General features: G+C 43.9%; 18 protein-coding genes and 1 pseudogene. 3 read left to right on the forward strand and 16 right to left on the reverse strand.

The genetic code is table 11. The features are described from left to right. Positions 1-3: 3 nt before the first annotated feature. The 8 genes and pseudogenes from MHH56_RS18825 to MHH56_RS18860 all read right to left on the reverse strand — a co-directional run bounded on the left by MHH56_RS18825 (position 4) and on the right by MHH56_RS18860 (position 6,497). A complete protein-coding gene (locus tag MHH56_RS18825; protein WP_339209664.1) occupies positions 4-837 on the reverse strand; it encodes a diaminopimelate epimerase in 834 nt (277 codons plus the stop codon). A 466-nt stretch (positions 838-1,303) separates the two neighbouring features. Continuing rightward, on the reverse strand, positions 1,304-1,630 hold the full coding sequence (locus MHH56_RS18830; RefSeq protein WP_339203137.1) for a hypothetical protein: 327 nt from the start codon (positions 1,628-1,630) through the stop codon (positions 1,304-1,306). 318 nt (positions 1,631-1,948) lie between these two features. Further along, complete coding sequence (locus MHH56_RS18835) at positions 1,949-2,488, reverse strand: GNAT family protein (protein WP_339203139.1); 540 nt, start codon at positions 2,486-2,488, stop codon at positions 1,949-1,951. A gap of 372 nt (positions 2,489-2,860) precedes the next feature. Next, a complete protein-coding gene (locus MHH56_RS18840; protein WP_339203141.1) occupies positions 2,861-3,754 on the reverse strand; it encodes a nicotianamine synthase family protein in 894 nt (297 codons plus the stop codon). Between the two features lie 196 nt (positions 3,755-3,950). Then, positions 3,951-4,199: pseudogene (locus MHH56_RS18845) on the reverse strand (thioredoxin reductase); the annotation flags it as partial. Positions 4,200-4,449: 250 nt separating this feature from the next. Then, positions 4,450-5,316, reverse strand: coding sequence for an SDR family oxidoreductase (locus MHH56_RS18850; protein WP_339203143.1), 867 nt, complete (start codon positions 5,314-5,316; stop codon positions 4,450-4,452). Then, positions 5,313-5,822 (reverse strand): hypothetical protein, encoded by a 510-nt coding sequence (locus tag MHH56_RS18855; protein ID WP_339203145.1) that lies wholly within the window; start codon positions 5,820-5,822, stop codon positions 5,313-5,315. Before MHH56_RS18855 ends, MHH56_RS18850 begins: the two co-directional genes overlap by 4 nt. A gap of 105 nt (positions 5,823-5,927) precedes the next feature. Beyond that, positions 5,928-6,497 carry a MarR family transcriptional regulator gene (locus MHH56_RS18860; protein ID WP_339209665.1) on the reverse strand — a complete coding sequence of 190 codons (570 nt, stop codon included), beginning with the start codon at positions 6,495-6,497 and terminating at the stop codon, positions 5,928-5,930. Positions 6,498-6,798: 301 nt separating this feature from the next. Here MHH56_RS18860 and MHH56_RS18865 point away from each other — a divergent pair, with 301 nt between their 5' ends. Beyond that, the gene (locus MHH56_RS18865; protein WP_339209666.1) at positions 6,799-7,341 is read left to right on the forward strand and encodes a hypothetical protein; all 543 of its coding nucleotides are present in this window, start codon (positions 6,799-6,801) and stop codon (positions 7,339-7,341) included. Positions 7,342-7,455: 114 nt separating this feature from the next. Here the strand turns inward: MHH56_RS18865 and MHH56_RS18870 are convergent, their stop codons facing one another. The 4 genes from MHH56_RS18870 to MHH56_RS18885 form a co-directional block, all read right to left on the reverse strand. After that, positions 7,456-8,181, reverse strand: coding sequence for a glycerophosphodiester phosphodiesterase family protein (locus tag MHH56_RS18870; RefSeq protein WP_339203146.1), 726 nt, complete (start codon positions 8,179-8,181; stop codon positions 7,456-7,458). Between the two features lie 78 nt (positions 8,182-8,259). Beyond that, positions 8,260-8,640: an MgtC/SapB family protein gene (locus MHH56_RS18875; RefSeq protein WP_339203148.1), complete on the reverse strand. Its 381-nt coding sequence runs from the start codon at positions 8,638-8,640 to the stop codon at positions 8,260-8,262. A 42-nt stretch (positions 8,641-8,682) separates the two neighbouring features. After that, a complete protein-coding gene (locus MHH56_RS18880) occupies positions 8,683-9,513 on the reverse strand; it encodes a metallophosphoesterase (protein WP_339203149.1) in 831 nt (276 codons plus the stop codon). Positions 9,514-9,549: 36 nt separating this feature from the next. Then, on the reverse strand, positions 9,550-10,497 hold the full coding sequence (locus MHH56_RS18885) for a glycoside hydrolase family 43 protein (protein ID WP_339203151.1): 948 nt from the start codon (positions 10,495-10,497) through the stop codon (positions 9,550-9,552). Between the two features lie 1,292 nt (positions 10,498-11,789). Here MHH56_RS18885 and MHH56_RS18890 point away from each other — a divergent pair. After that, the gene (locus MHH56_RS18890; protein WP_339203152.1) at positions 11,790-12,920 is read left to right on the forward strand and encodes a glycosyltransferase family 4 protein; all 1,131 of its coding nucleotides are present in this window, start codon (positions 11,790-11,792) and stop codon (positions 12,918-12,920) included. Beyond that, positions 12,917-13,915: a phosphotransferase gene (locus tag MHH56_RS18895; RefSeq protein WP_339203154.1), complete on the forward strand. Its 999-nt coding sequence runs from the start codon at positions 12,917-12,919 to the stop codon at positions 13,913-13,915. Before MHH56_RS18890 ends, MHH56_RS18895 begins: the two co-directional genes overlap by 4 nt. A 1,304-nt stretch (positions 13,916-15,219) precedes the next feature. Here the strand turns inward: MHH56_RS18895 and MHH56_RS18900 are convergent. From MHH56_RS18900 to MHH56_RS18915, 4 genes are read right to left on the reverse strand one after another with little or no spacing between them, the layout of a single operon-like run. Then, positions 15,220-16,101, reverse strand: a complete 882-nt coding sequence (locus MHH56_RS18900; protein WP_339203156.1) for a carbohydrate ABC transporter permease — start codon at positions 16,099-16,101, stop codon at positions 15,220-15,222. A 24-nt stretch (positions 16,102-16,125) separates the two neighbouring features. Continuing rightward, positions 16,126-17,058, reverse strand: coding sequence for an ABC transporter permease subunit (locus tag MHH56_RS18905; RefSeq protein WP_339203157.1), 933 nt, complete (start codon positions 17,056-17,058; stop codon positions 16,126-16,128). 1 nt (position 17,059) lies between these two features. Further along, complete coding sequence (locus MHH56_RS18910) at positions 17,060-19,759, reverse strand: glycosylhydrolase-like jelly roll fold domain-containing protein (protein ID WP_339203158.1); 2,700 nt, start codon at positions 19,757-19,759, stop codon at positions 17,060-17,062. After that, complete coding sequence (locus MHH56_RS18915) at positions 19,756-21,288, reverse strand: ABC transporter substrate-binding protein (RefSeq protein ID WP_339203160.1); 1,533 nt, start codon at positions 21,286-21,288, stop codon at positions 19,756-19,758. Before MHH56_RS18915 ends, MHH56_RS18910 begins: the two co-directional genes overlap by 4 nt. Between the last annotated feature and the right edge of the window lie 75 nt (positions 21,289-21,363).

The following is a 21,363-nucleotide window of genomic DNA, read 5'->3' on the forward strand; positions in this document are numbered from 1 at the left end:
TCACTACACTTCTATAAAAGCTTTGCCCTGCGCAACAATTCCAACAGATCCTTCAATTTTAAGACTTGCAAGTACTTCTTTATAACAATCCGCCATTACTTTAATCGTGCCACCGGGTTGTTTTATTTGTGCAACAACTCCCTTCTTATTTTTCCATGCTAGATAAGCACCCAATGAAGCAGTACCTGAACCGCAACCCCTTTCCCAGATCATACTGTCTAGATGCGGAACATAAATCAGCGGAGCTAATTCAGCAGATTGTGATTTATACAATAAAATGCCAACCAAGTTTGCTTTTAAAGTTGATCCAAATAATTTAGCTAATCTTTGCGCTTTATCTCTATTCCATTTATCAAATTGCTCTACTTCTATCACAATATGAGTAAACTCCTGGTAACTCACTAGAATAACATCCAGATCGCAACCGTCATGTTTAATCGTTCTCTTTTCTATCTTGTTAGGAACTGGCATAGCAACTTGACATAAATATTCATTTGCCATTTTTCTTACCTGGCACATGATTAATTTATCTGTTCCTGATACCTCTAATCGTAATTCCGCCAAGGCATCCTGATCTAACCCTTTTTCTGACGCAATAAAAGCTGCCAATGACATGCACGCATTCCCGCAAAACTCACCTCCAGCCATGATCAAATGTGCATCCGCTTCTTTTTTATTCGATTTTTCGATAAAACCTACTTGCTCCGCATTCACGTTGTCATAGGACATCATTTTTGTTGCAATATGCTTATACTCATCAACAGGATGATTCGATTTAACTAAAATCGTCATATTTTGTGTTGGATTAAATTTAATAAAATCTATTTCCTGTTTCATCACAACTACCCTCAACCCTCCGATTTTTTATTGGTATTCCTTTAATGTGTACAGTTTCCCAAGTTATAAAGTGTAATTATTACGATATAACATTGTTTTAAATGTAATGATTACGATTATCACTCACAGGTTTGATTATAGCATGATGTTAAACTGTGTCAATATTGATTTTGGTTTTTTTTGGATTTTCAATACTATTTGACGCTACTAAACAGCGGTTGCGCGGAATTTTGTGTTTTTCAAAAAGAAAAAGCCACCTAATAAGGCGGCTTACAATCAAAAAGAGTGCAAAAGAATATTTTCCATTCCCCACTCCCAGCTTTAAATCCAATAACAAAGGAACAATTCCCTCCCATTAACCTTTTTCTTCTGTCCTCGACTGGATGAAAATGCTCTGATTAACGAGAGCTCCTCCATTGTTCATGCTTTTAAAATTCTCTACTGACTTACTATTGTAAATTGTTTTTTATCCAGCTAAGCAGTGACTCTTCCTTAGGGCCCAACCAAGTAAATTTCTTGCGTGAGCCGCACGTACACGGCTGTTCGAAGCGATGGCAAAACGCGCCCAATCCCCAAGCTCTGCAATCGCCTCGTTTGCGGACCAGCTTATCGTCTTGCCGCCAAAGCCTAGCGCCTCACTGACCGATTTGGCGATGTCCCCGTACGATTCCTCTCCATTTTCGGCAAAGAAATATGATGCGGAAGGTGCTTTTTCAAGTGCCAACACATACAGCTGAACCAAATCCTTGATGTGTACATTGGACCAGCGGTTTACACCTTTACCAAAACTCATGTGCCGCTCCAATCTTGATTACGCTCAGCGTAGGCAAAGAAGTTGATTTAAAGTTCATCGTCGTATTCTCTAACGATTCAATGAGCGGAGCGAGCTGGGAATACAACTCCTTTACCAAGCGGGAATACAGTTCTATAAAATATTGTTGATATCAGTAAAAGTAAGTATAGAGCCGTTTTAATCAAATAAAACAATTACACAGAAGAAAAACCTTCCAGCAATCGCTTAGAAGGTCCTTTTTGTTGCTTTTAGTGAAGCTTTTCGTCATACAAAAAACGGTCCAAAAGCTTTCTTGAAGACAGTTTTTTGCACAGTTTGTTACGTAGCAATATCATGTTGCATGACTTTATTGCAATCTAAAAAGTCTAACCGCTCCACTTTATACAAATCATAGATCTGTTGCGCATTATTTATCGATTTATATATTTGATGGTTTATATCATTTGCTAATTTGGCATACGGTAATTTTTCTATCGCCTTCCTCGATCGAATATTTTGTTTACGGACTTTCAAAAATACCGTTTCGATATTATGCTCAAGGAATAGTTCACTAAAAAAAGATTCCTTCGCTCGTTGGTTATAACCTTTTCCAAAATAAGGAGTTCCAATCCATGTGGCTAAAAAGCCGGTTTTATTAACAATATCATATAGATCAATGGTACCAATGGGATGTCCATTCTCATTTATAATTGTTCTAGATATACATGTCTCCTGTTCTTCTTCAACGATCAACTGTTTGGTTATGAATAAGTATTGTTCATATAATTGGCAATTATAACGAACGTAAGGAAAAACCGCAGGATCCATCATTAAGTCATACAGTGAATGGCATTCCTGCAAATCACGTTTTTTTAACATTAAATCTACCACCTAGTCCTTTTATTTCGCTTATTCTAACCATTAAAGTATATAAAAGAACTTCGATGCTTTAATTAATTCTATATGGTCTTTGTGTAAATTCATCGTAGAAATTACTTACACTTTAACTGCGGCAGAAAATGATGTGAGCTGATCTTATCAGCTTGTCCACCATCCCTCATTTAAAGCGTATCCTATAGCAGATAGGTCTCTAGATGAGCAATAAAAATAGCCACCTCGAAGGGTGGCTCGCACTAAAAAAGTACAAAAGTATAGACTGCTCGACTTATCCCAAACTCCTCATGCAAATCAGATCCTCAAGATCTTCGCCAATAATGTCGATAGCTTTGACGTTATGTACACGATACGATGTCAACCAGGTATAGCAGGAGTAGTCATACTTTCAAGAAACAAGGTCGAATTAATGACTAGCGTTTCTTCAGGCCAAGTTCGCGTCAGAATCCGCCACCCTTGCTTTTTCAACTGTGATTCATCAACCGCTTCGTACATGATTCGCTTCATTCCCTCAGCTGTTCGAACAGCTACTAGAGAATCTGGGGATGTACGTTTAATTTGATTCAGCACCCCAAGCTTATCTCTAACGAGACTAGCTACGAATACTCTACTATAAGAGCTATAATCAAAATCTGATCCATTCTCCAATACAACAGTCACTTTATTCCCTAATCCCATACGCTTGAGCAAAAAACATGATGCATCATAGGCCACAGGATCAATTTCCAAGCAGAGAACCTCAACATCCCCGATAAGATGCAAAATAATAGGACTTAGAGGCATCGGCCCACTTCCAACAAAGACAATCCGAGACTTCACTTTCTGACCATCCGCTCGAGTAATCCGGCGAAGAGTGGACAGCTCCTCACTAACTAAGGCCATATAAATGTTCCAGTAAGACAGCCTTCGAATGTTATCCAAGACGGAATCCTCTGATTTGCTAATGTGAAGAGAATCGCCTAACTCTACTAAAAATTCGGCTTCTGACAACTTATCCTGCAAATTTCGTTGGTTCATTCGAATATATTCGTTGCTTAGAACGGCCTGTACCTCCTCCGGTAAGTAGTGGGAACGTAATTGAAGTGAAAGGCGCCTAATCATGTTCGCAACTAATTGATTAGCAGGAGACAGATCAACTTCTTTTTGAAGAAGTTCATTTACTTCACGGATAAAAGCGATAAAGCCGTCAACCATTTGTATTCTTGTTGTGTTGCTTGTAAGTAAAATAGAACCAGATGAATAAACCTCCATTTACCCATTTCCTCCTTCATTCTCGATCCAATTTCTTACTACAGAATATATTCATATGATTAAGGTTGTATACGAATATAGGAACGTGGATGGAACAAAGTAAGGGGACGCGAATGTTCGCGTCCCCTTTTATCTCTTTCACTAGTCACTCACTCAAATACTTACTAAGAACCAAATGCACTCCTCAAAATGACTTTTATTTCGTATATAAGCTTTTCATCAGTTCACGGTTTTTTTTCCTAAACAAGTCATTGTGCGAGGATACCATTCCATTCGCATTTGCATCCGGATTCACGTATTGCTTCGCTTTATTAACTGCGTTCGCAGCGTCCTGGATCGCCCCCGCAATGAGATGCAGCTTTCCATCATGGTGTAAAATATCGCCTGCTGCATAGATGCCTGGCATCGATGTTTCGCTCATCGGAGATCCAGAAATCCAATGATCATGGAGCACAACACCATCAGTTGCTAGCTTAATCTAAATCGGAAAATCAATACATATGATTATCTAATTTATTTGTGTATGCGGATGGAGACACACCAAATTTTCTTCGACAATAAATGATGTGGCGTAAGAGGTTTTCCTATTTCAAGCAGAACCTTTCGCTGGAATAACTTTAATCACAAAAACCGCCTGAAGGCTGTGACAGCCGGTTCAGACGGTTTGGTTTGTGGAACACGCTTTTTACAGATGCCTACCGAAATATTTCCACATTCTCTTGCAGAAACCCGTCCAGCGTTCGGGGCTGTCTGCCGAGCAAACGCGTGACATCGTCCGTTGGCCTTTCCGGCACCAACGTAGACATCGTCTGAATTTCCACAACGTGGTTTGCGAGCCAAGGTGGCATGCGCCCTTGATCAGTCAGATTGCGAAGCATCACTTGAGGCTCCACGTTTATGTAGCGAATCGTCTTGCCTAGCAAAGCGGATAGCTTATCCGCGATCTGCGGATAGCTGTAGATCTCCGATCCGGTAAGCGTATAAATACGTCCGGCGGCCTCCTGGTTGGTCAGAATTTCTGCTGCAACGTCCGCTATATCCCGGCAATCGATGAAATTGCAAGGCGCATCGCCCATGACGCCGAAGAAAGCACCTTGAGCTGTAATCGTCGGAACATGGCGCAGCAAATTTTGCATGAACGCATAGGGACGCAATACCGTGCTAGTCATACCGGACTCGCTCAAAAACGATTCGATATCGCGATGCCAGCCGGCGACTGCCACGGGCGAGAGCTCCTCGAAGGCTGGACTGGATATTTTGACGATATGCTCGATGCCAGCTTCGGCGGCGAGGCGAATAATCGTCATTTCCATCTCGGCCTGTCTCGGGCTGTTGGATATGGTCAAGAAGAGCTGCTTCACTCCCGCAAACGCGCGACGAAGCGATTCGGGATCGGCGGCATCTGCCCCTGCCACCTCGATCGTGGATTTATCTGCATCTCCGAGCCGGTTGCGCAGCATCTCCGGTTCCCTGCTGAGTGCCCGAGCGGGCACCCCAAGATCGGCCAAACGTTTCAAAAGTTCGCTCCCTATCGTGCCTGTTGCTCCAATAATCGCTATCATCTTCGATCTCCTCCGTTTAACGTATCATTTTTTTCCAACACCTTGCGCCAACGCCATGTTATGATCGTGCTTGCAATCGTGCCGGATAATGGAAAATCGATCCATATGCGATCAAACCAAATCGAATAGTCGCTCAAACGAACTGTATCCGGCACTTTGTTCGTCACCCATGCGGCGTAAAAGCCGAGCGAAGCGCAGATTATCGCGAACATGACAACGACTAGCAAACGAGGCGGTCCAACAACCCATCGTTTGCTTCTCCCCCGTTTACGCAGCCAAAGCCCCAACAGCCATGCGATCAGCGCGGACGTTCCCCCAATTGTGGTTAACGCAGCGATCTGAAGACTCTTGTCGCCTGTGATCAGTCCCCCGATGCCTGCCATGACGGCGGGCGAAACATAGGCCATCAGTACTTCGCGCCATAGCACAAAACCTTTCAATTCGGGACCCTCCGATGCAAGGCTATAAGCAGGATCTGTTTTGTGCGAATGCTTCACATTGTTCATGTTGTCACCCCTTTCTTCCAAGATTTGCTGCAACTGTTTATATCGCCATATAATTAGGCACCTAACTATATGGCGGTAAATATGGGCTAGCATGACTAGCCCGTTTTACCCTTTCTGTATGCTACCATTTTCCTTGGATGCGCCCTGCTCGTCGCTCAATGCTGACATGCCTTGCGTCACCCGGCCTAACAAATCGAGAAATACACTGCGCTCCTCGACCGTAAGCAAGCGGACCATCGCTTCCAGTCTCTCGAAGTGCTCTGAAGCCATGTCGCGAAGCTTGCTCGCTCCATTCTCAGTTAAGATGACTGACTTCTGACGGCCATCCGCCGAACTGGTCCGGCGGGATACGTAACCGTCCCGTTCGAGATTGTCGATAAGCCCCGTCACGGTAGCACGCGTTACGCCTAGATGCTCCGCTAATTGCGAGGGCAGCTCTTCGCCTTGATGATCTTCAAGATCCGCTAATAAACGATACCGGCCTGTGGACAAACCGAATCTGGAAAAATGAATTTCCGCGGCATGTTCAAGCTTGGCTCCAGCGGCCATCAGCCTAGACGCGACAAGTACGGCTTGCGCATCGACGTTCAACCCGTAGCGCTCAATCTGACGTTTCGTTTGGACAAGTGAAGGAACAGCTTGACTATCCATCATTACATTTTTATCGTTCGTCATAAATGTAGTATGGCACCTAATCATTTTTGAGTCAATATTTTTTTTCGCTGTCATCCCAGCTCCTCTCCCCCTCGTGAGTGTCTAGTAACACAAATGGGCGAATGCGCATAGACTAGCGCTGAATATCATGATTCTTTGGGCATTGGAGATGCGAGAATTGAGCAATACAAAAACAACTAAGGATAAAGCACAGCAATTTTCCATGAAAAAACTTTCACCCGTAAGCATTGTAAGAGAGCTTCCTCCCGTCCGCGGTAATTTAAGGACCTCCTCCTCAAATTCTAAGCCCTCCGATAATCAAATGGGCACAATATCGGCTATCGATGCATGCGTAGATCGCGCTTTTCGAATTCCTATATTTTTGAGTACAACAAACTCAGTAAATGACCTGCAAGGACAATTTCTGAATCGTCTTATTACGGAAATTGAAGATGCATTGCTTTTTCCCCGCACATTGCCTGTAAGCGAACAATATCCAGAGAGCATCCTCACGAATATACGACGCTTGGTTTTTTCAAGCTACGGGTTGCTCGCGATCAACTTCCGCAAATTTTTTGTTGAAATTCTTCAATCCAATGTGGGGCAGCCGCCATCGAGCACTCCGTTCTGGGAAGGATCGACTTTCTCTCAAATCGAGCCTGCCATGGCTTTTCAATTCGGAATTCCAATATTATTAGTTAGAGAGAAAGGAACTGACGTCAATAATGGCGTTTGGGCTGGTGGAATCACACCTCTCAACATATTTATTGATTGGGATTCCGACAACCAATCCGTTGACGATTTCTTTAACAGTGTTCAATGGAGAGAGGTCTTTGCAAATTGGACTGCAGAGGTAAGAAAGTAACCCAAGTGTATAGAGCGTGTGCAAGTGATTAAGCCTAAAAAAAAGACAACCTTCATCAAAAAGGTTATCCTTTAAACAGTTAACTATGTTATTCATGTGCTTGTAAACGTCTTTTTAAGATATGTGTAATTCGGGATGTTTGCGGTAGAAATCCGCCCAAAGCTCCAGATTGTCAGTTGTAACCAGAGATGTCGGATAATTTTTTGCGATTAACTCCATATCCTCAATCGTATCAATCGGCCAAGGGCCGGATTCAATGCCGTGCTCCGCAATCATTTCCGCATATTTCGGCGTCATAAATTGTTTATGCACCCCAAGATACGTACAGCGGATCTCCTTCATAAACGGGAAAACGTAAGGCATACTGCCACCGCAAATCATTCCCAATTCAATATTAGGATCAAGTTCTCTAGTACGTGCTATGGAAAAATGGTCGAAGCTGATAATCCGCGATTGGTCCAATGTATTCGTACGGCGAACAACATCCAGCACCGCTTCTTCCAGCCCTGGATACCGGTCTCCAGTTTGCTTTAATTCGATAAGCACAGAAATGTTGCCCTTGAGCAATTTCATCGCTTCCTCCAGCGTCGGGATCGTTTCTATTTCCTTCACACGGAACCTTTTCAATTCCTCCAACGTATAATCCCGGATCAAACCTTGCCCGTCCGTCATACGGTCAATGGCAAAATCGTGCATCAGCACGGGCACGCCGTCCTTAGTCAAATGGACGTCCAGCTCCAAGTGGGTAAAGGACAAGTTAATGGCCGCCTGAAACGAAGATAATGTGTTTTCCGGCAATTTCACCGGATAACCCCTATGCGCTACACCTCTGATTTTCATAGTCTTTTCCTCCACTATTATGAATTTATGAATAGGCATTCGGCTGATAAAGTAAACAGCAGAATCTGCAAGCAAATTCTAGTATTTCTTAACTGTCAGATTCAAATCCGCCGCCGAAGTTAATCCCTTCACCTTCAATCCATCTTTCAGAATAACACCCGCCCCGAGAAAACCGAGCCCCGCCACAATCTGAGCGGCCAGCCTCATAGGGTCCATCATCGTGTTTTGATATTGACCACTTAGAATGCCGACGCTGTGAATGGAAATCAGCGTAATTAAGGAGCAAGCTACGCAGACGTACATATATGTTTTCAAGCCAGCAGGCTTGCTCTTGGTCTCCCTGTCCCAGCCAACGGCTAAACCGACAAGCGCACTTAGGACGATTCGCACATACGCTTCGTAGTATAGTTTGAAATGACGTACGATATCTGACACGGCGCCTGCCAGAGCATCATTCATTGCCTTGCCTCCACTCCAGAGCGATCTTTTTAGTTTGTACCACTAAAACATCATGATTTGATCCCGATCCGCGTTTTGCCCATATGCATTTAATGGCCGATGATACAGAGGTAATTTTTCATATAAAACCTGCGCAGCTCTTACTAATTCTTCATCCTCGATGGCTACAATTCGGGTGCGAACTTCAGACTTATCGATTTCCACGATGCGTATGGAAGGATGACACAAGCCTGCAGCAGTTTGAATAAAGTTCCATTGCCCTTCCTTTACAATGGAGTGTACGTGATTGTGGCCGTTGAAGTAAAAACAGTTTCCTTGTCTTTTTTGTAATATGGCTCGCATATCAATCGTAGGATCAATATGCATCTTCTCATCCAGTGACCCGGTTGTCGTGTTATATAGGGGATGATGGGCAAAAACCAAGATTGGCTTAGATGGAGAAACGAGCATTTGTGCCTCCAACCATTCCAATTGTTCCGGATTAAGATGACCGCTATAATCTTGCGGGTCCATTTCTCTAGTAGAATCAACAAACACGAACAGGGCTTCACTTGTTTCAAATACATCGTTTAATGGTTGATCAATCAAAGATTGAAGTTTTGTTTTAGGTAATTCATATGCATCGTGATTCCCTAGTACTTGTCGAAACGATACACCGGAGCTACAAATATACTGATATACGTTTTCGAATTCTGCCTCCGTTCCCATGTGGGTCAAGTCGCCAAGGGAGATGTGTAAATCCGCCTCGATTTCGAATAGCTTTTGCAAATATTTTTCATAGAAACATTCTTTAGCCCTTAACAGTTCTTCATTTCCTTGCACAAATTTGTTATCAAAAAAATGCAAATCTCCAAATAGCGCCAAACGCATCATTTTATCTCTCTCCTATCTAAATTTGAGTCGATTTCATTATTCGCCAGAAGGCACATCAATTGGCTGATCGATTGGGACCGGAATTCCGAAATCGGGATTACCTTGTTCATCCCATCCGAATTTTTGTGCTCTAGTACTTCTATGCGCACTTCCTGCTCCTGATACTGAAATAGCGTGGTAGATTATCCAATCTTCCTTGCCATCAGGTGACTTAACAAAACTATTATGCCCTGGCCCAAACACTTCGTTTTCCAAGCTCTTTTGGAATACTGGACTTTCGGTTTTTATCCAAGATTTTGGATTCATCAAATTATCCTGTTCAGAGCACGTCAGCAAACCTAGTGAATAGTCATCAGACCAACAAGTGCTAGCCGAGAACACAAGAAAAATCTTCCCGTTATTTTTCAAAATGACAGGGCCCTCATTAATCGCCATACCACCTTGCAATTCCCAAGGGTCCGTTGGTGCACTTAGCAGGACGTTTTCTCCTTCTAATGTCCAAGGATTGATCATTTTTGCCATATAAATTGCAGACCCATACTCCGGAAAATGGCCATATCCTGCATATAGGAAAAAAAGACTGCCCATATGTTCAAATACCGTACCGTCCAAGCCTGCATATTCTGTATTAATAAATCCTTTATCCGTCCAGGTTCCTTCAAAAGGGTCTTCTTCCTCATTCTCAAGGACGAATATTTTACGAGTACTGTCCCCGCCCCCATCATTCGCCGTATAATATACATACCATTTTTTGTTAATATAATGAATTTCTGGAGCCCAAAGATTATTACTGTTAATTCCGGTCTCTTCCGGGATCCAGATTGTTTTTTTGTCACCGTTGGCGATATTCGTAATATTGTCTGATCTCCATAGGTCTAGACGATTCCTTCTTGTAACCATGAAATAATAGCTTCCATCTTCATGTTTATACATCCAAGGATCCGCGCCATGCACTAGTAATGGATTCACAAAAGTTTTGCTCATACGATTCCCCACTCTTCTAAATTATTTGAAGTTCGTTTTTAGTCAACAGGTGAAGATCTATGCTTATAGTAGTAGTCTTGGCCTGTCGATCCATAGACCCGCCGTAACTTTTATTTCCCAACTTCACACTTTTTTGAAGGCAAGCATGGAGTAATGCCTCCATTTCCTATTTTTTAATACCATGCCTAGATATTTGTGTTCATTATACTTAGGATATTTTAAAAGTTATATATTAAATTTAGTACATAATATATAAGTTATAATAAAGAGTATGAGCTGTTGGTCTAATTGAAGAAATCATCGCAGATTTCGCATTTTCAGTGTATACCTCATTAACCGCCATATATTCCGAGAATGCAAAAAAGACAGCTGATAAGGTTGTTTAAATTAGCATTTCGCTTAATAATGCTTTATGAAATAGCCTTTAATTTGGAATACCCTCATTAGATTCGTATTAATATACTTTTCACTATTAACCCTATGATAGCTCCGATAACCTTAGTATCATTCAGGAACAAACATCCAATCACTACATTCTATAAATACATATTATATATGATGGTAAAAACGCTACGAGACGAAGTGAATAATGCACAATAACCTTGGTACGATTCTGGTGTTTTTCATTCTATTAGTGATTATTGCTTGTAGTTGAGGTGTCCTCGGCCGCAATGATAGAAGAGAAGAAATATCTATCCAGAAGGCCCATAGTTTGGGTCTTTTGTGTTCTAAAATTCATATCTAGAGCTTCAATATTCAATCTAGTCACTCATCACCGCAGAGAAAACGTCCAATCCCAAAGCATCATCCGCACATAATCTACATAGCGCTTAAAAATTGGGATGTGATTGTTTAGCAACATAACCTTCCGGTACAAACGTTTGAGTTCTCAAGCAATGCAAAACTGTACGTTCACACACATTGTCCTAGCCTTTTATAAACGGCTAGTATCATACCAGAACAAACATCCAATCACTAAGTTCTATCAGTACATACTCTACATGGAAATCAATACACAGGGAGGCGAATTAAAAAACACGCAATAACCTAGGTACGATTTTTGTGCTTTTCATTTATTGGACATCATCTCTTGTGATTGCAACGTCCACAGTAGCAATGAGAGACACGATGAGAGAACGCGACGAAAAACGTGAAGAAACAATCAGCTTCATCAACAACAACAAAGTCTATTAATTGCGTAACCTACATTCGTTAACTCATATAATATCATTAATGAGCAAGTCCATTCTTTGGGCTCGTTTTATAAAAATTAATGTGAAAGGAGGATTCTAATGAAAAGTAGAAGGAAACTTAAAGTATGGGTCATGACAAATGAATTTCATCCAAATATTGTTGGGGGACTCGGTATTGTCGCAACCAATTTGACTAAAATGCTGAGCAAGCTCGATGTAGAAGTTATGGTGTTATGCTCCAGTGACTCTAAGCAACTTTCGTTTTCAAACCCTAACGGCAGACTGCGAATCGTTAGGATTCCCAAAAACTTACGTTACTATAGTCATCACACTCGAGCGTTCAAAGCTAGTACCGTTCTGCGGGCTGCAGTAGCCATGGGCTCCGGCAAACCAGACCTCATTCATGTTCATAGTACGGATTTCGCTGCAGTTGCTTTGGCAGCAGGAAGCTTGTACCGTATTCCTATTATTTATACATGCCATTCAATGGCTTCAAAAGGAATCACTTCATCATCAGGAAAAAACCAAGCCAAACTGTTTCTCACCGCGAAACGGATCGTCGTTCCGAGCAGGTGGCAAGCAAATGAAATCAAGCGGCTGAATCCACGTAAACAAGGCAGTATAACCGTCATTCCTAACGGTGTGAAAGCCAAGTCGAAGCAAACTAAAGGTTCTCCTACCAAATTGCTCTATGTCGGAAGACTTCTTCCTTCGAAAGGCATTAACCCCTTAATCAAAGCTGTTGCTTTGTTAAACCACAATCACAAGAATGTTAGTTTAACAATCGTCGGAAGCGGCTCAGTGGCTTATCAAAATAGTCTACATGCCCTCGCAAAGCGATATGGCATTGCTGAACGCATTCATTGGATTAAAAAGAAACCGAACGATGCGGTACAGCGGATGTACGCTACTTATGGGGCCGTTGTTGTTCCGAGCAAAAAAGAGTCGTTCTGCCTTGTCGCGCTCGAAGCGATGGCAAACGGTGTACCACTTGTATCCACATTGTCTGGCGGGCTAAAGGAATTTGTGAACACTCGGAATGCCCAAGTTATTCATTCCGTTGATAGCTCCACTATCGCCGATGCAATTGCAGCGCTGTGGAAAAATCCGGAGAAGAAAAAGCAGCGTCTGACCAACGCCCATTCGACTGCCGCTCGTTATAGATGGCCTTCAATCGCTCGCCGCTACAAATCACTATATATGAAACTGAGGAAGGTGAATTCGCCTTGAGTGAGCAACCGATTTCTAGTATCGCAGAACGATTTGGAATAAAGGCAAGCAGAATAAAGAAAATTCGGAAAGGAGTTTATCGGGTTGTAACACCTAGCGGGAAAATATTCAGCTTGAAACGAATGCCAAAGCAGCTTGCGCGTTTGCAGTGGACCGATCGAGTACTGCGACGTGTCCAAAATAGCGGACCACTTCTTGCTTGGCGCAATCCACAAATGCCAGAAGGACGAAGGCTTTATGTAATCTCGCAAAAAGGAGAGCCTTACGTACTTACACCATGGATCTCAGGGAGAGAGCCTTCTCCCCGTTCTTTAAGCGATATGCGAGCATGCGGCGTCGCCTTAGCACAATTTCATTTGGCTGGACGTACCGGACTTAAAGGTAAAATCGCTCATAGCAGGATCGGATCATGGCACTCTACTCTTCGTTATCGGCAACGGAATCTACAAAAAAAGATTACCAAGGCGATTAGAAATGGTTTCAGTCCTCCGATTAACCGCTTTGTACAACAGCACCGCTCGGAAATTTTGCATTATTCGAGCCAAGCGGGAGCGCTGCTGCGAAGCAGCGGATATCGAGCTTATTGCCGTAGTCCACGCCAAAACGGAGTACTATCACACGGCGATGGAGGGCCCAGCAATTTTATTCTAAATAAAAAAGGAACATATCTTATCGACTTCGAAACGCTGCACGTCGATTTGCGCGCCTATGACCTGTTTCGAGTCATCTATAATTCGTGCAAAGATTACAATTGGAATTTCGCGATTGCTAAAGCTATTCTGACAGGTTACCGCAAGGTAGCGAAACTGAGTAAAACCGATTATGAACTTATTCAAGTCTGGTTACGGTTTCCGTACACTACGTACTTGGTGCTATCTCCTTTTGAGAGGTTTCCTTTAACTACAAGCTGGTTGCAATGGGCGCTTGCATCAGAAAGGAAAATCGGCTCGTTCCTGCAAAAACTCGACAATTATGCCGCGAAGCATAGCCAATAAATTTGCGGTAAAATCACTGGTTTGAATATTTCATTTACTCCGGTCTCGACTTTCTAAAAGAAGCTGCTCTTCCTTCGCAGGCAGTAATAATAATAGAGTAGACTCAACAAACGTAATTGCTTCTTTCCCATTCAGGGATTGAACTGTAGAAATATCGGATTCACTTAGATACTTCGTCATCATCAAGTTGGCCATTAAAACAACCACATTATTAATAAGTTTCTTCCACTTCAGTCTCACCCTCAATAACAGCAAGGCATCTCTGGCATTAAAATTACACTAGCCTGCTGGAGAATCAAAAACGATTGATTTTACCATTTTTGAATTTTAGCACTTTAATTAAAAAAATAAACAATGAGATAGCTTAAAAACGAAAATAGCGAGTAAACCAATAAGGTCTACTCGCTATTTTTTTCTAGTTCATTATGATTTGCTAACTCTTAAGTTCATTAACATAAGCTTCTTCCCTCTTATTCATGAAGGTCCAAGTTTGCTGTTTTCTGCCTTGGCTTCCATCTCTAGTGCTTCCCGCTGTTGATCAGTCAAGAACAATGAAATTTGTCGCTTGCATTTCTTAATTCCTTATTTTTGTCCAGCACTCATTCGAGCTCCGCATCGATTCTTTTGGTTTTCAATCATTCTATTATCCATCCACCTTATAAATTAACAATCAAGATCCTAATCCGATGGAACAGATCTATATTCGTTTTAAATTTGTCTCCAGCGATAGATACCTAGACTCATCTTCTTCTGATTGCTATGTCCTCACCTCGCTCTACCAATTATTGATACCTCCTCATGGTCAGCTTCACCCGTTATTGCCCATAGCATACGTTCTTTGATCAAGCCATTGATTTCACAATTTCGTGACTGCTTCCCACGCCATATTCAAATTCATCTAATAGCCCGAAATATCGTGGATGTTTGACCTCCACAAAGGAGACAATCGAAGGGCCTTTTGAAATATCCGAATAAAAAGGTGGACCGTTCTAATACACCTGTGGGAAAGTACCTGATTCAATTGGTGGCTAATATACTCGTTATCTTCAATGAATACTTTAGTGAAAATCTAGGTGACTTAACTAGCGACAACAATAAAAATGAAAAAAAAAAAGACGTTGGAATAAAAATATCAAATACTCTATCATTTTATATAGTTTCTTTCTATGTCTAACGGCAGCTGTTACTTTTATATTATTGCTCTTTACCTCAGCACATGCTCGCCTTCTCCTCCACTGTCATGAGAGAAGCCATTCCTTTATTTTCACTTGTTTCATTTATTCATCCACCTTAACCCTACACCCTTACCCCTTCACTGCACCAATCGTAATCCCCTTGATAAGATACTTTTGGAAAAAGGGATACATCACCATAATCGGCAGAACACCGATCACAGCAATCGCCATCTTCACCGTCGTACTCGGCAAGTTAGCTCCAGCCTCACCTAGCTGAGCACTAAACTTGCTCTCCGTCAGAAACTGGATGTCGGTTAGCATTCGATTCAATATGTTCTGTACGCTGAACAGCCTGGAATCAGTCACGTAGATCATCCCATTAAACCAATCGTTCCAATAAATAATCGTCTGAATCAAACCTACTGTAGCTACAATCGGCATCGATAGCGGCACAATTATTTTCCAGAATATTTTGAATTCTCCTGATCCGTCGATTTGCGCCGCCTCGATAAGTGCCGGCGGGATCGTCGTCATGAAGAATGTCCGCATTAGGAGCACATTAAAGCCATTCATGAGCAAGCCTGGTACGATCAAGGCCATTATGGTGTTTTTAATATCGAAGTATTGGACATAAACCAAGTAGGTTGGTGTAAGTCCACCGTTGAATAGCAGCGTGAAAAATACAAAAAATGCAATTCCGTTACGTAAAGGTACTCCCTGTCTGGACATTGGGTAAGCAAGCATCGAGGTCATCAGCAGACTTGCTGCCGTGCCGAAGACCGTAATAAACACTGTGATCCCATAAGCACGGGCGAGCTGCTCCGAGTGATCCCATAGATAGCTATAAGCGCCCAATCCCAATTGATCCGGAAAGAAGGTATATCCCTGCCGCAGAATTGAGCTCTCATCGGAGATCGATGAGATTACAAGCAGCAGGAACGGCAGCACGCAGGCCACCGCCAGGGCCATCATCGGAAGATGAAGCCATATTCCCTTGTTGATCGTTTTCATGCTTCTACACTCCAGTCCCACGCCTTAGAACAATGCGCTGTCCTTGTTGAATTTGCGCACCGCGTAATTCGATAACAGTACCAGTATAAAGCCGACTACGGACTGATATAGCCCCGCTGCCGAAGACATTCCAATATCGCCTAAATTCATAAGCGCCCTGTATACATAGGTATCGATAACCTGTGTCGTATCATTCAGTGCCCCAGAGCCGAGTGGAACTTGATAAAATAGACCGAAATCAGAATAGAAAATTTTGCCGATGGCAAGCAAGGTCATCATGATGATAATCGGATACAATAATGGTAGAGTAATATAGCGAATTTGCTGCCATTTGGAAGCCCCGTCTAGTTTTGCTGCCTCATAATATTCCGGATCAATCCCGATGATCGCAGCCAGATAGATGACGCATAAGAACCCGGCGCCTTTCCATAAGCTGATAATCGTCAGAATGAATGGCCAATATTGCGATTCGCTATACCATGAAATACCCTCTATCCCCAGACTGGAAAGAATGGTTTTGTTAATAAATCCAGTCTCCATGCTGAGCAGGGAATAGGCCAAATAACTTACGATAACCATCGATATCAAATGGGGCAACAGTAATACACTCTGGTAAAACCGCGACATAAAGCGGCTGCGAATTTCATTCAGTGCAATTGCAATTCCCAGTGCAAAAGCAGTATTTAAGATGATGAAACAAAAATTGTACAATATCGTATTGCGTGTAATGATATACGCATCCTGCGTTTTGAATAAATACTCAAAATTTTTCAGGCCAACCCAGTCACTGCCGAGTAGTCCCTTCGCAAAATTGTAATCCTTGAAAGCGATAATTAGCCCGAACATCGGCAAATAATTGTTGATGAGCAAGTAGACAAGCCCCGGTATCATCATAAGCAGCAGTACGTAGTACTTTCGCACACTGCTCTTCCGGCGGGGCCGATAGGTTTGTTCCATATTACTCCCCGCTTCCCTGGCTGATCGCAGATGAACCAATAATGTTAACTGGACCCAGCAAGCCAGAGGGCTCCTGCTGGACGAACTTGGAGAACCAGTCCTGCTGATTCTTCGCTAGTGTATTGGTCACCTCAATAGTCACTTCATTCTCTCCTTGCTTCCAATAGCAAGCGATATTCCATACATAAGGCGCACACAGCTTCACACCCACATCCTGACCATTGACCCACACCTGTGCAATCTCATAAACCTGCCCCAGATCCAGCCATATCGGGTCAGTTATTTCACCAGTTAATTCACCAGTTACAACACACTCATACTTCATTGTGCCAGAAAATCTCGGCAACAGGTCGCGTGAGCTCATATTACGCAGCTCCTTCATGGTCCCCCAAGGTGTGAACGCTGGATATTCTTTGGCTGTAGAGAGGGAAATGCTCCACTGGACATTCTCAATCAAACGTCTGGATAAAGCACGATCCGCACTGGCATGCAGGCTCAAATCTGTCCCAAGTGGAGCACGCTGCCACTGGCCTATTGGTGCCGGTAGATTCCCCTCTTCTCCATCCGGTACACGAAGCAAAATTAGTGATTCATAAGCGCTCAGTCGCAAATCAAGCTGATACTTTTCTCCTGCCCCTACGTGATCCACCTTGTTAGTGAAGGCATCATAACGAAGCCATACACCAGAGCCTGGGAGCGTAATGCTAGTCTCAATCGGCTGATCTGGATTCTCATTGAACAGCATAAGAACTTCCAATTGATCATGACGGTACTGGTAGGCTCGTAGATAAGGCTGTTTGTCCCTGAGCACCAGCTCATTCATCCCTCGGTCGATAAGCGTCTCTGCCAGAAGCTTCAATGGAGTTATAGTAACTTGAGGGTAAGCCGCCAGCTTCTTCAGCACTTCCTCGCATGGTACAGATTGGCTCGCTCTTACTGGCAATGCATCAATGAAGATAATAGACAAACCAGCTGATGCGAGCTCAGTAAGCTTATCCAGCCATTCTATTGGCAGCGCCTCGGCATAAGGTACGATTAGGCAGCTATAGCGTTCTTTGTGCACCGCTAGCTCCCCATCGATAACTTCCGAAGAAACCAAGATATCGATCGGCAGCACATCGCAGTCGATTTGGCTCTGCATCAACTGCTTCACCGGCTCCTGGAACAGCATGTATTCCCCGGACCATTCAGCCTCAGCGTGATATAGTACAGCAGCACTCGCAATATGCTCCCCGTCATTCAACAAGTGGCATACCCGGTTCGTATAGTCATTAAGCAGTCGGTAATACCTGAACTGCGGATTATACCCTCTGGCATAGAAGTGCGGCGGGCAATCCCAGTCAGGAAACTCTTTCTGAGAAAAAGCATGCGGCACAAAATGATTGACGCCTCTAACCAGCATATGGTCGGTCAGCCACTTCATCAGCTTCAGCCCTTCCGCCCAGCCATAAGCGCCGAAGATTTCGCAAAAGGTTCTTCCTTGCTTCCTAGGGTCGATATGTCCCAGTGAAGTAGCTAGTTTGGTCATCCCGTAATGGAAAAAGACGCTGTCTGTCTTCCCACCCATCCATGAGAAAGACATTTCATCAAACCCGGGTACAATTTGCCATAACACGACATCCAGACCAGACATGTCCTGCCCCTCCAGCGCACGGAAGAAATGCCCTGCTCCGCAGCCCAGTCTGGCGTGTACATTATTGTCCTCCATTAGATGGCCGATATAGGCTACGCCGCGTTCTCGGCACCAGTCTCCAATCCGCCTGCTGAAGTGCTCCGCATACAGCTTGCTCACTACGTTCATGTAGGCGTAGCGCACAGCAAACGTCTGAGTTCCTCCCTCATGCCAGAGCAGAGGCAGATGCTGCCGCAGGTTCTGACCGTATTCTGCTTCCAGCAGCTCCAGCAAATCGGAACGCCACGGCAGAGCCATCTTGGCATCGCCAAGTCCCGAAGCATAATCGTACGATGCTTTGCTGTTATAGAAGCCAGGCTCATCCGAGAAGAAACCTGCGAATGCGACGCCAAAATCATCCTTGTATCGTGCGTAATAGGCTTCGTAGATTGTATCGATCAGAATCTGCGTCGATTCCGGCACGATCGGGTTCAAATAATCTTTGCGGCGATCATCCCCGCCTTCCCTGGTGACGACGAACAAGCAGATCGTCCAGTAGCCTTCCGGCACAGGCCAATAAAGAACCCCGTCTTGCACTGAAGCATCGAGATCTATTGCAATAAACTCCCCATCCAGCTCGCCCGTAACTGGATCACGCCTAGCTGCAGCAGCACCGACAGGTCTTGCTCCATCTAGCACCGACCAGGGGCGCAGCAGGAATGAAGCTTCAGAATCGGGACCGCGTGCATCAATTCGACGCTCTGAGAGGAACTGCCGCTGGTGTTCCAGCGGCGCGTCCTTCACCTTACCTGCTGCGTGTCCTGTCGGAAAGTGATCATCGTCGAAGACCCAAATTTGCATGCCATGCTTCCGGGCTTCATCCATAATGATATCCATATCCTTCCACCACTGTGGACCAAGCATATCAGGGTGGGGACGGGATTCCACACATACGGCATGGATGCCCGCTTCCCGTATACGAGCCAGCTCCTCACGAATGACCGCCTCTTCTTCTCCGCGCTGCCAGAAGAACGGAAGAATATAATTCCGTTCCTCACCATTTAGCAATTCATGAAGTTTACGACTCATTGCACACCTTCGGCTTTCGCCCATTCATCCAGCTGGCTCTGCTTATCCGCAATAACCTTATCGATTCCTGCGGCCTTCAGCTTCTCAATAAATTGCGGCAAAACCTTATCTGGGTCCACAGAGCCTGTTTCCAGGACGAGATAATATTGCGCGATGACGTTGGATACTGCCGCTATTTCTGTTTTGACGGACTCCGGATTCATCGTAAAGCCCATCGCCTTGGATTTAATCGCCTGCTCATTAAAATCCTTCATCTTCTGCCAAATATCCGGGTCTTCACCCTCAAATACATAAGAGAGGAACTGGTTGCCAAACAGCCAGCTCATATTTAAATTGTAGCCGTTCGTCAGCATCGTGACGCCTTCTGGGTATTTGATGACATGATCGGACACTTTGACATAATGCTTGCCTTCAATACCCCAATCCAGTAGATTAACAAGCTCAGCATCCCCATACATCAGATCCAGAAACTTCATAGATGCCACCGGATTCTTAGCTTGACGCGGAATCCCCCACATAATGTTCAGCACATGATCTGTCATGGATACAGGATTAGACAAGGTTGCACTAATCATTTCCTTGCCAATGGATCTGGACTCCTGCGCATCAAATCCCGGTTTCAGCTTAGAGAGATAACCAAAAGCTCTATCAGCCTTCATTAATTCGATTTGACTCGACTTGTTGGTTGCTGAATCTTTCAACGTATAACCCGCTTCATACCAGTTCCTCATCCGTTTCAGGAGCGCTGCATATTCCGGAGACTCGATGCTATTTACAAGCTTCAGACCATTATCGTAGCCTGGTAGCACGCCCATCCCGTTGCTAAGACCATCATGCCAGCTGTAGCTGGTCAGAAAGGAGAAGCCTGCTCCGCTAGGAATTAGTGGCGTAATGTCTGGTTCATTATCTTTAATGATTTTGAGCGCTGCTTCTACATCATCCAGTGTTTTAATCGCACTCGCGTCGATTCCATGCTTATCTGCAAGATCCTTGCGCATTGTAAATCCGTTGGCTGTTGCCAAGTCTCTCACAGGCGTGACGCCGTAAACCTTTCCATCTACCTTACTAGCGTTCAAGTAGTCCGGGTCAAGCGCCTTGCGAATATTTTCCCCATTCTTCTCCAGCAGCTCATCAAGCGGCAACAGCTGTCCTCTGGACACTTGGGAGCTAAATCCAAACGGTGATCCAACGACAATCAGATCCAGCTTCTCATTGCTCGTCAGCATTAAGTTAACCTGCTGGGCATAAGCGCCGTAATTGATTGGCATCAGATTAACCGTTACATTGATTTTTTCCTTTGTTATCTTGTTAATCTCATCCTCTACAGCCTTCATATCCGGTGGCGTGCCGGTAACACTGAGAAATGCGACATTCAATTCATCGATCTTTTGCGATGCTTCCTCACCTGTTGTTCCGGGGCTGTTAACCGGATCTTTCGCCAATCCGCCTGAATTTCCATTCGAACCACATGCTGATATGAGCAGCGATAGACTCACTAGACTTGCGAATAACCATGTCTTCTTGCGCATTTTGTTTTCCCCCTGGCTTGATCATTTGGCTTTCTCTTGCCATTATAGCGGGAAGAGGACCGCATCCTCTGCTTC

The organism is Paenibacillus sp. FSL K6-3182 (genome assembly GCF_037976325.1).
Taxonomy (GTDB): domain Bacteria; phylum Bacillota; class Bacilli; order Paenibacillales; family Paenibacillaceae; genus Pristimantibacillus.

Excerpts from the sequence above, each read along its gene's own strand:
- MHH56_RS18850 (WP_339203143.1), bottom strand. The coding sequence starts at position 5,316 with ATGATAGCGATTATTGGAGCAACAGGCACGATAGGGAGCGAACTTTTG.
- MHH56_RS18885 (WP_339203151.1), bottom strand. The coding sequence starts at position 10,497 with ATGAGCAAAACTTTTGTGAATCCATTACTAGTGCATGGCGCGGATCCT.
- MHH56_RS18865 (WP_339209666.1), top strand. The coding sequence starts at position 6,799 with ATGGGCACAATATCGGCTATCGATGCATGCGTAGATCGCGCTTTTCGA.
- MHH56_RS18910 (WP_339203158.1), bottom strand. The coding sequence starts at position 19,759 with ATGAGTCGTAAACTTCATGAATTGCTAAATGGTGAGGAACGGAATTAT.
- MHH56_RS18890 (WP_339203152.1), top strand. The coding sequence starts at position 11,790 with ATGAAAAGTAGAAGGAAACTTAAAGTATGGGTCATGACAAATGAATTT.
- MHH56_RS18915 (WP_339203160.1), bottom strand. The coding sequence starts at position 21,288 with ATGCGCAAGAAGACATGGTTATTCGCAAGTCTAGTGAGTCTATCGCTG.
- MHH56_RS18880 (WP_339203149.1), bottom strand. The coding sequence starts at position 9,513 with ATGATGCGTTTGGCGCTATTTGGAGATTTGCATTTTTTTGATAACAAA.
- MHH56_RS18900 (WP_339203156.1), bottom strand. The coding sequence starts at position 16,101 with ATGAAAACGATCAACAAGGGAATATGGCTTCATCTTCCGATGATGGCC.
- MHH56_RS18875 (WP_339203148.1), bottom strand. The coding sequence starts at position 8,640 with ATGAATGATGCTCTGGCAGGCGCCGTGTCAGATATCGTACGTCATTTC.
- MHH56_RS18860 (WP_339209665.1), bottom strand. The coding sequence starts at position 6,497 with ATGACGAACGATAAAAATGTAATGATGGATAGTCAAGCTGTTCCTTCA.
- MHH56_RS18825 (WP_339209664.1), bottom strand. The coding sequence starts at position 837 with ATGAAACAGGAAATAGATTTTATTAAATTTAATCCAACACAAAATATG.
- MHH56_RS18830 (WP_339203137.1), bottom strand. The coding sequence starts at position 1,630 with ATGAGTTTTGGTAAAGGTGTAAACCGCTGGTCCAATGTACACATCAAG.
- MHH56_RS18840 (WP_339203141.1), bottom strand. The coding sequence starts at position 3,754 with ATGGAGGTTTATTCATCTGGTTCTATTTTACTTACAAGCAACACAACA.
- MHH56_RS18905 (WP_339203157.1), bottom strand. The coding sequence starts at position 17,058 with ATGGAACAAACCTATCGGCCCCGCCGGAAGAGCAGTGTGCGAAAGTAC.
- MHH56_RS18870 (WP_339203146.1), bottom strand. The coding sequence starts at position 8,181 with ATGAAAATCAGAGGTGTAGCGCATAGGGGTTATCCGGTGAAATTGCCG.
- MHH56_RS18835 (WP_339203139.1), bottom strand. The coding sequence starts at position 2,488 with ATGTTAAAAAAACGTGATTTGCAGGAATGCCATTCACTGTATGACTTA.
- MHH56_RS18855 (WP_339203145.1), bottom strand. The coding sequence starts at position 5,822 with ATGAACAATGTGAAGCATTCGCACAAAACAGATCCTGCTTATAGCCTT.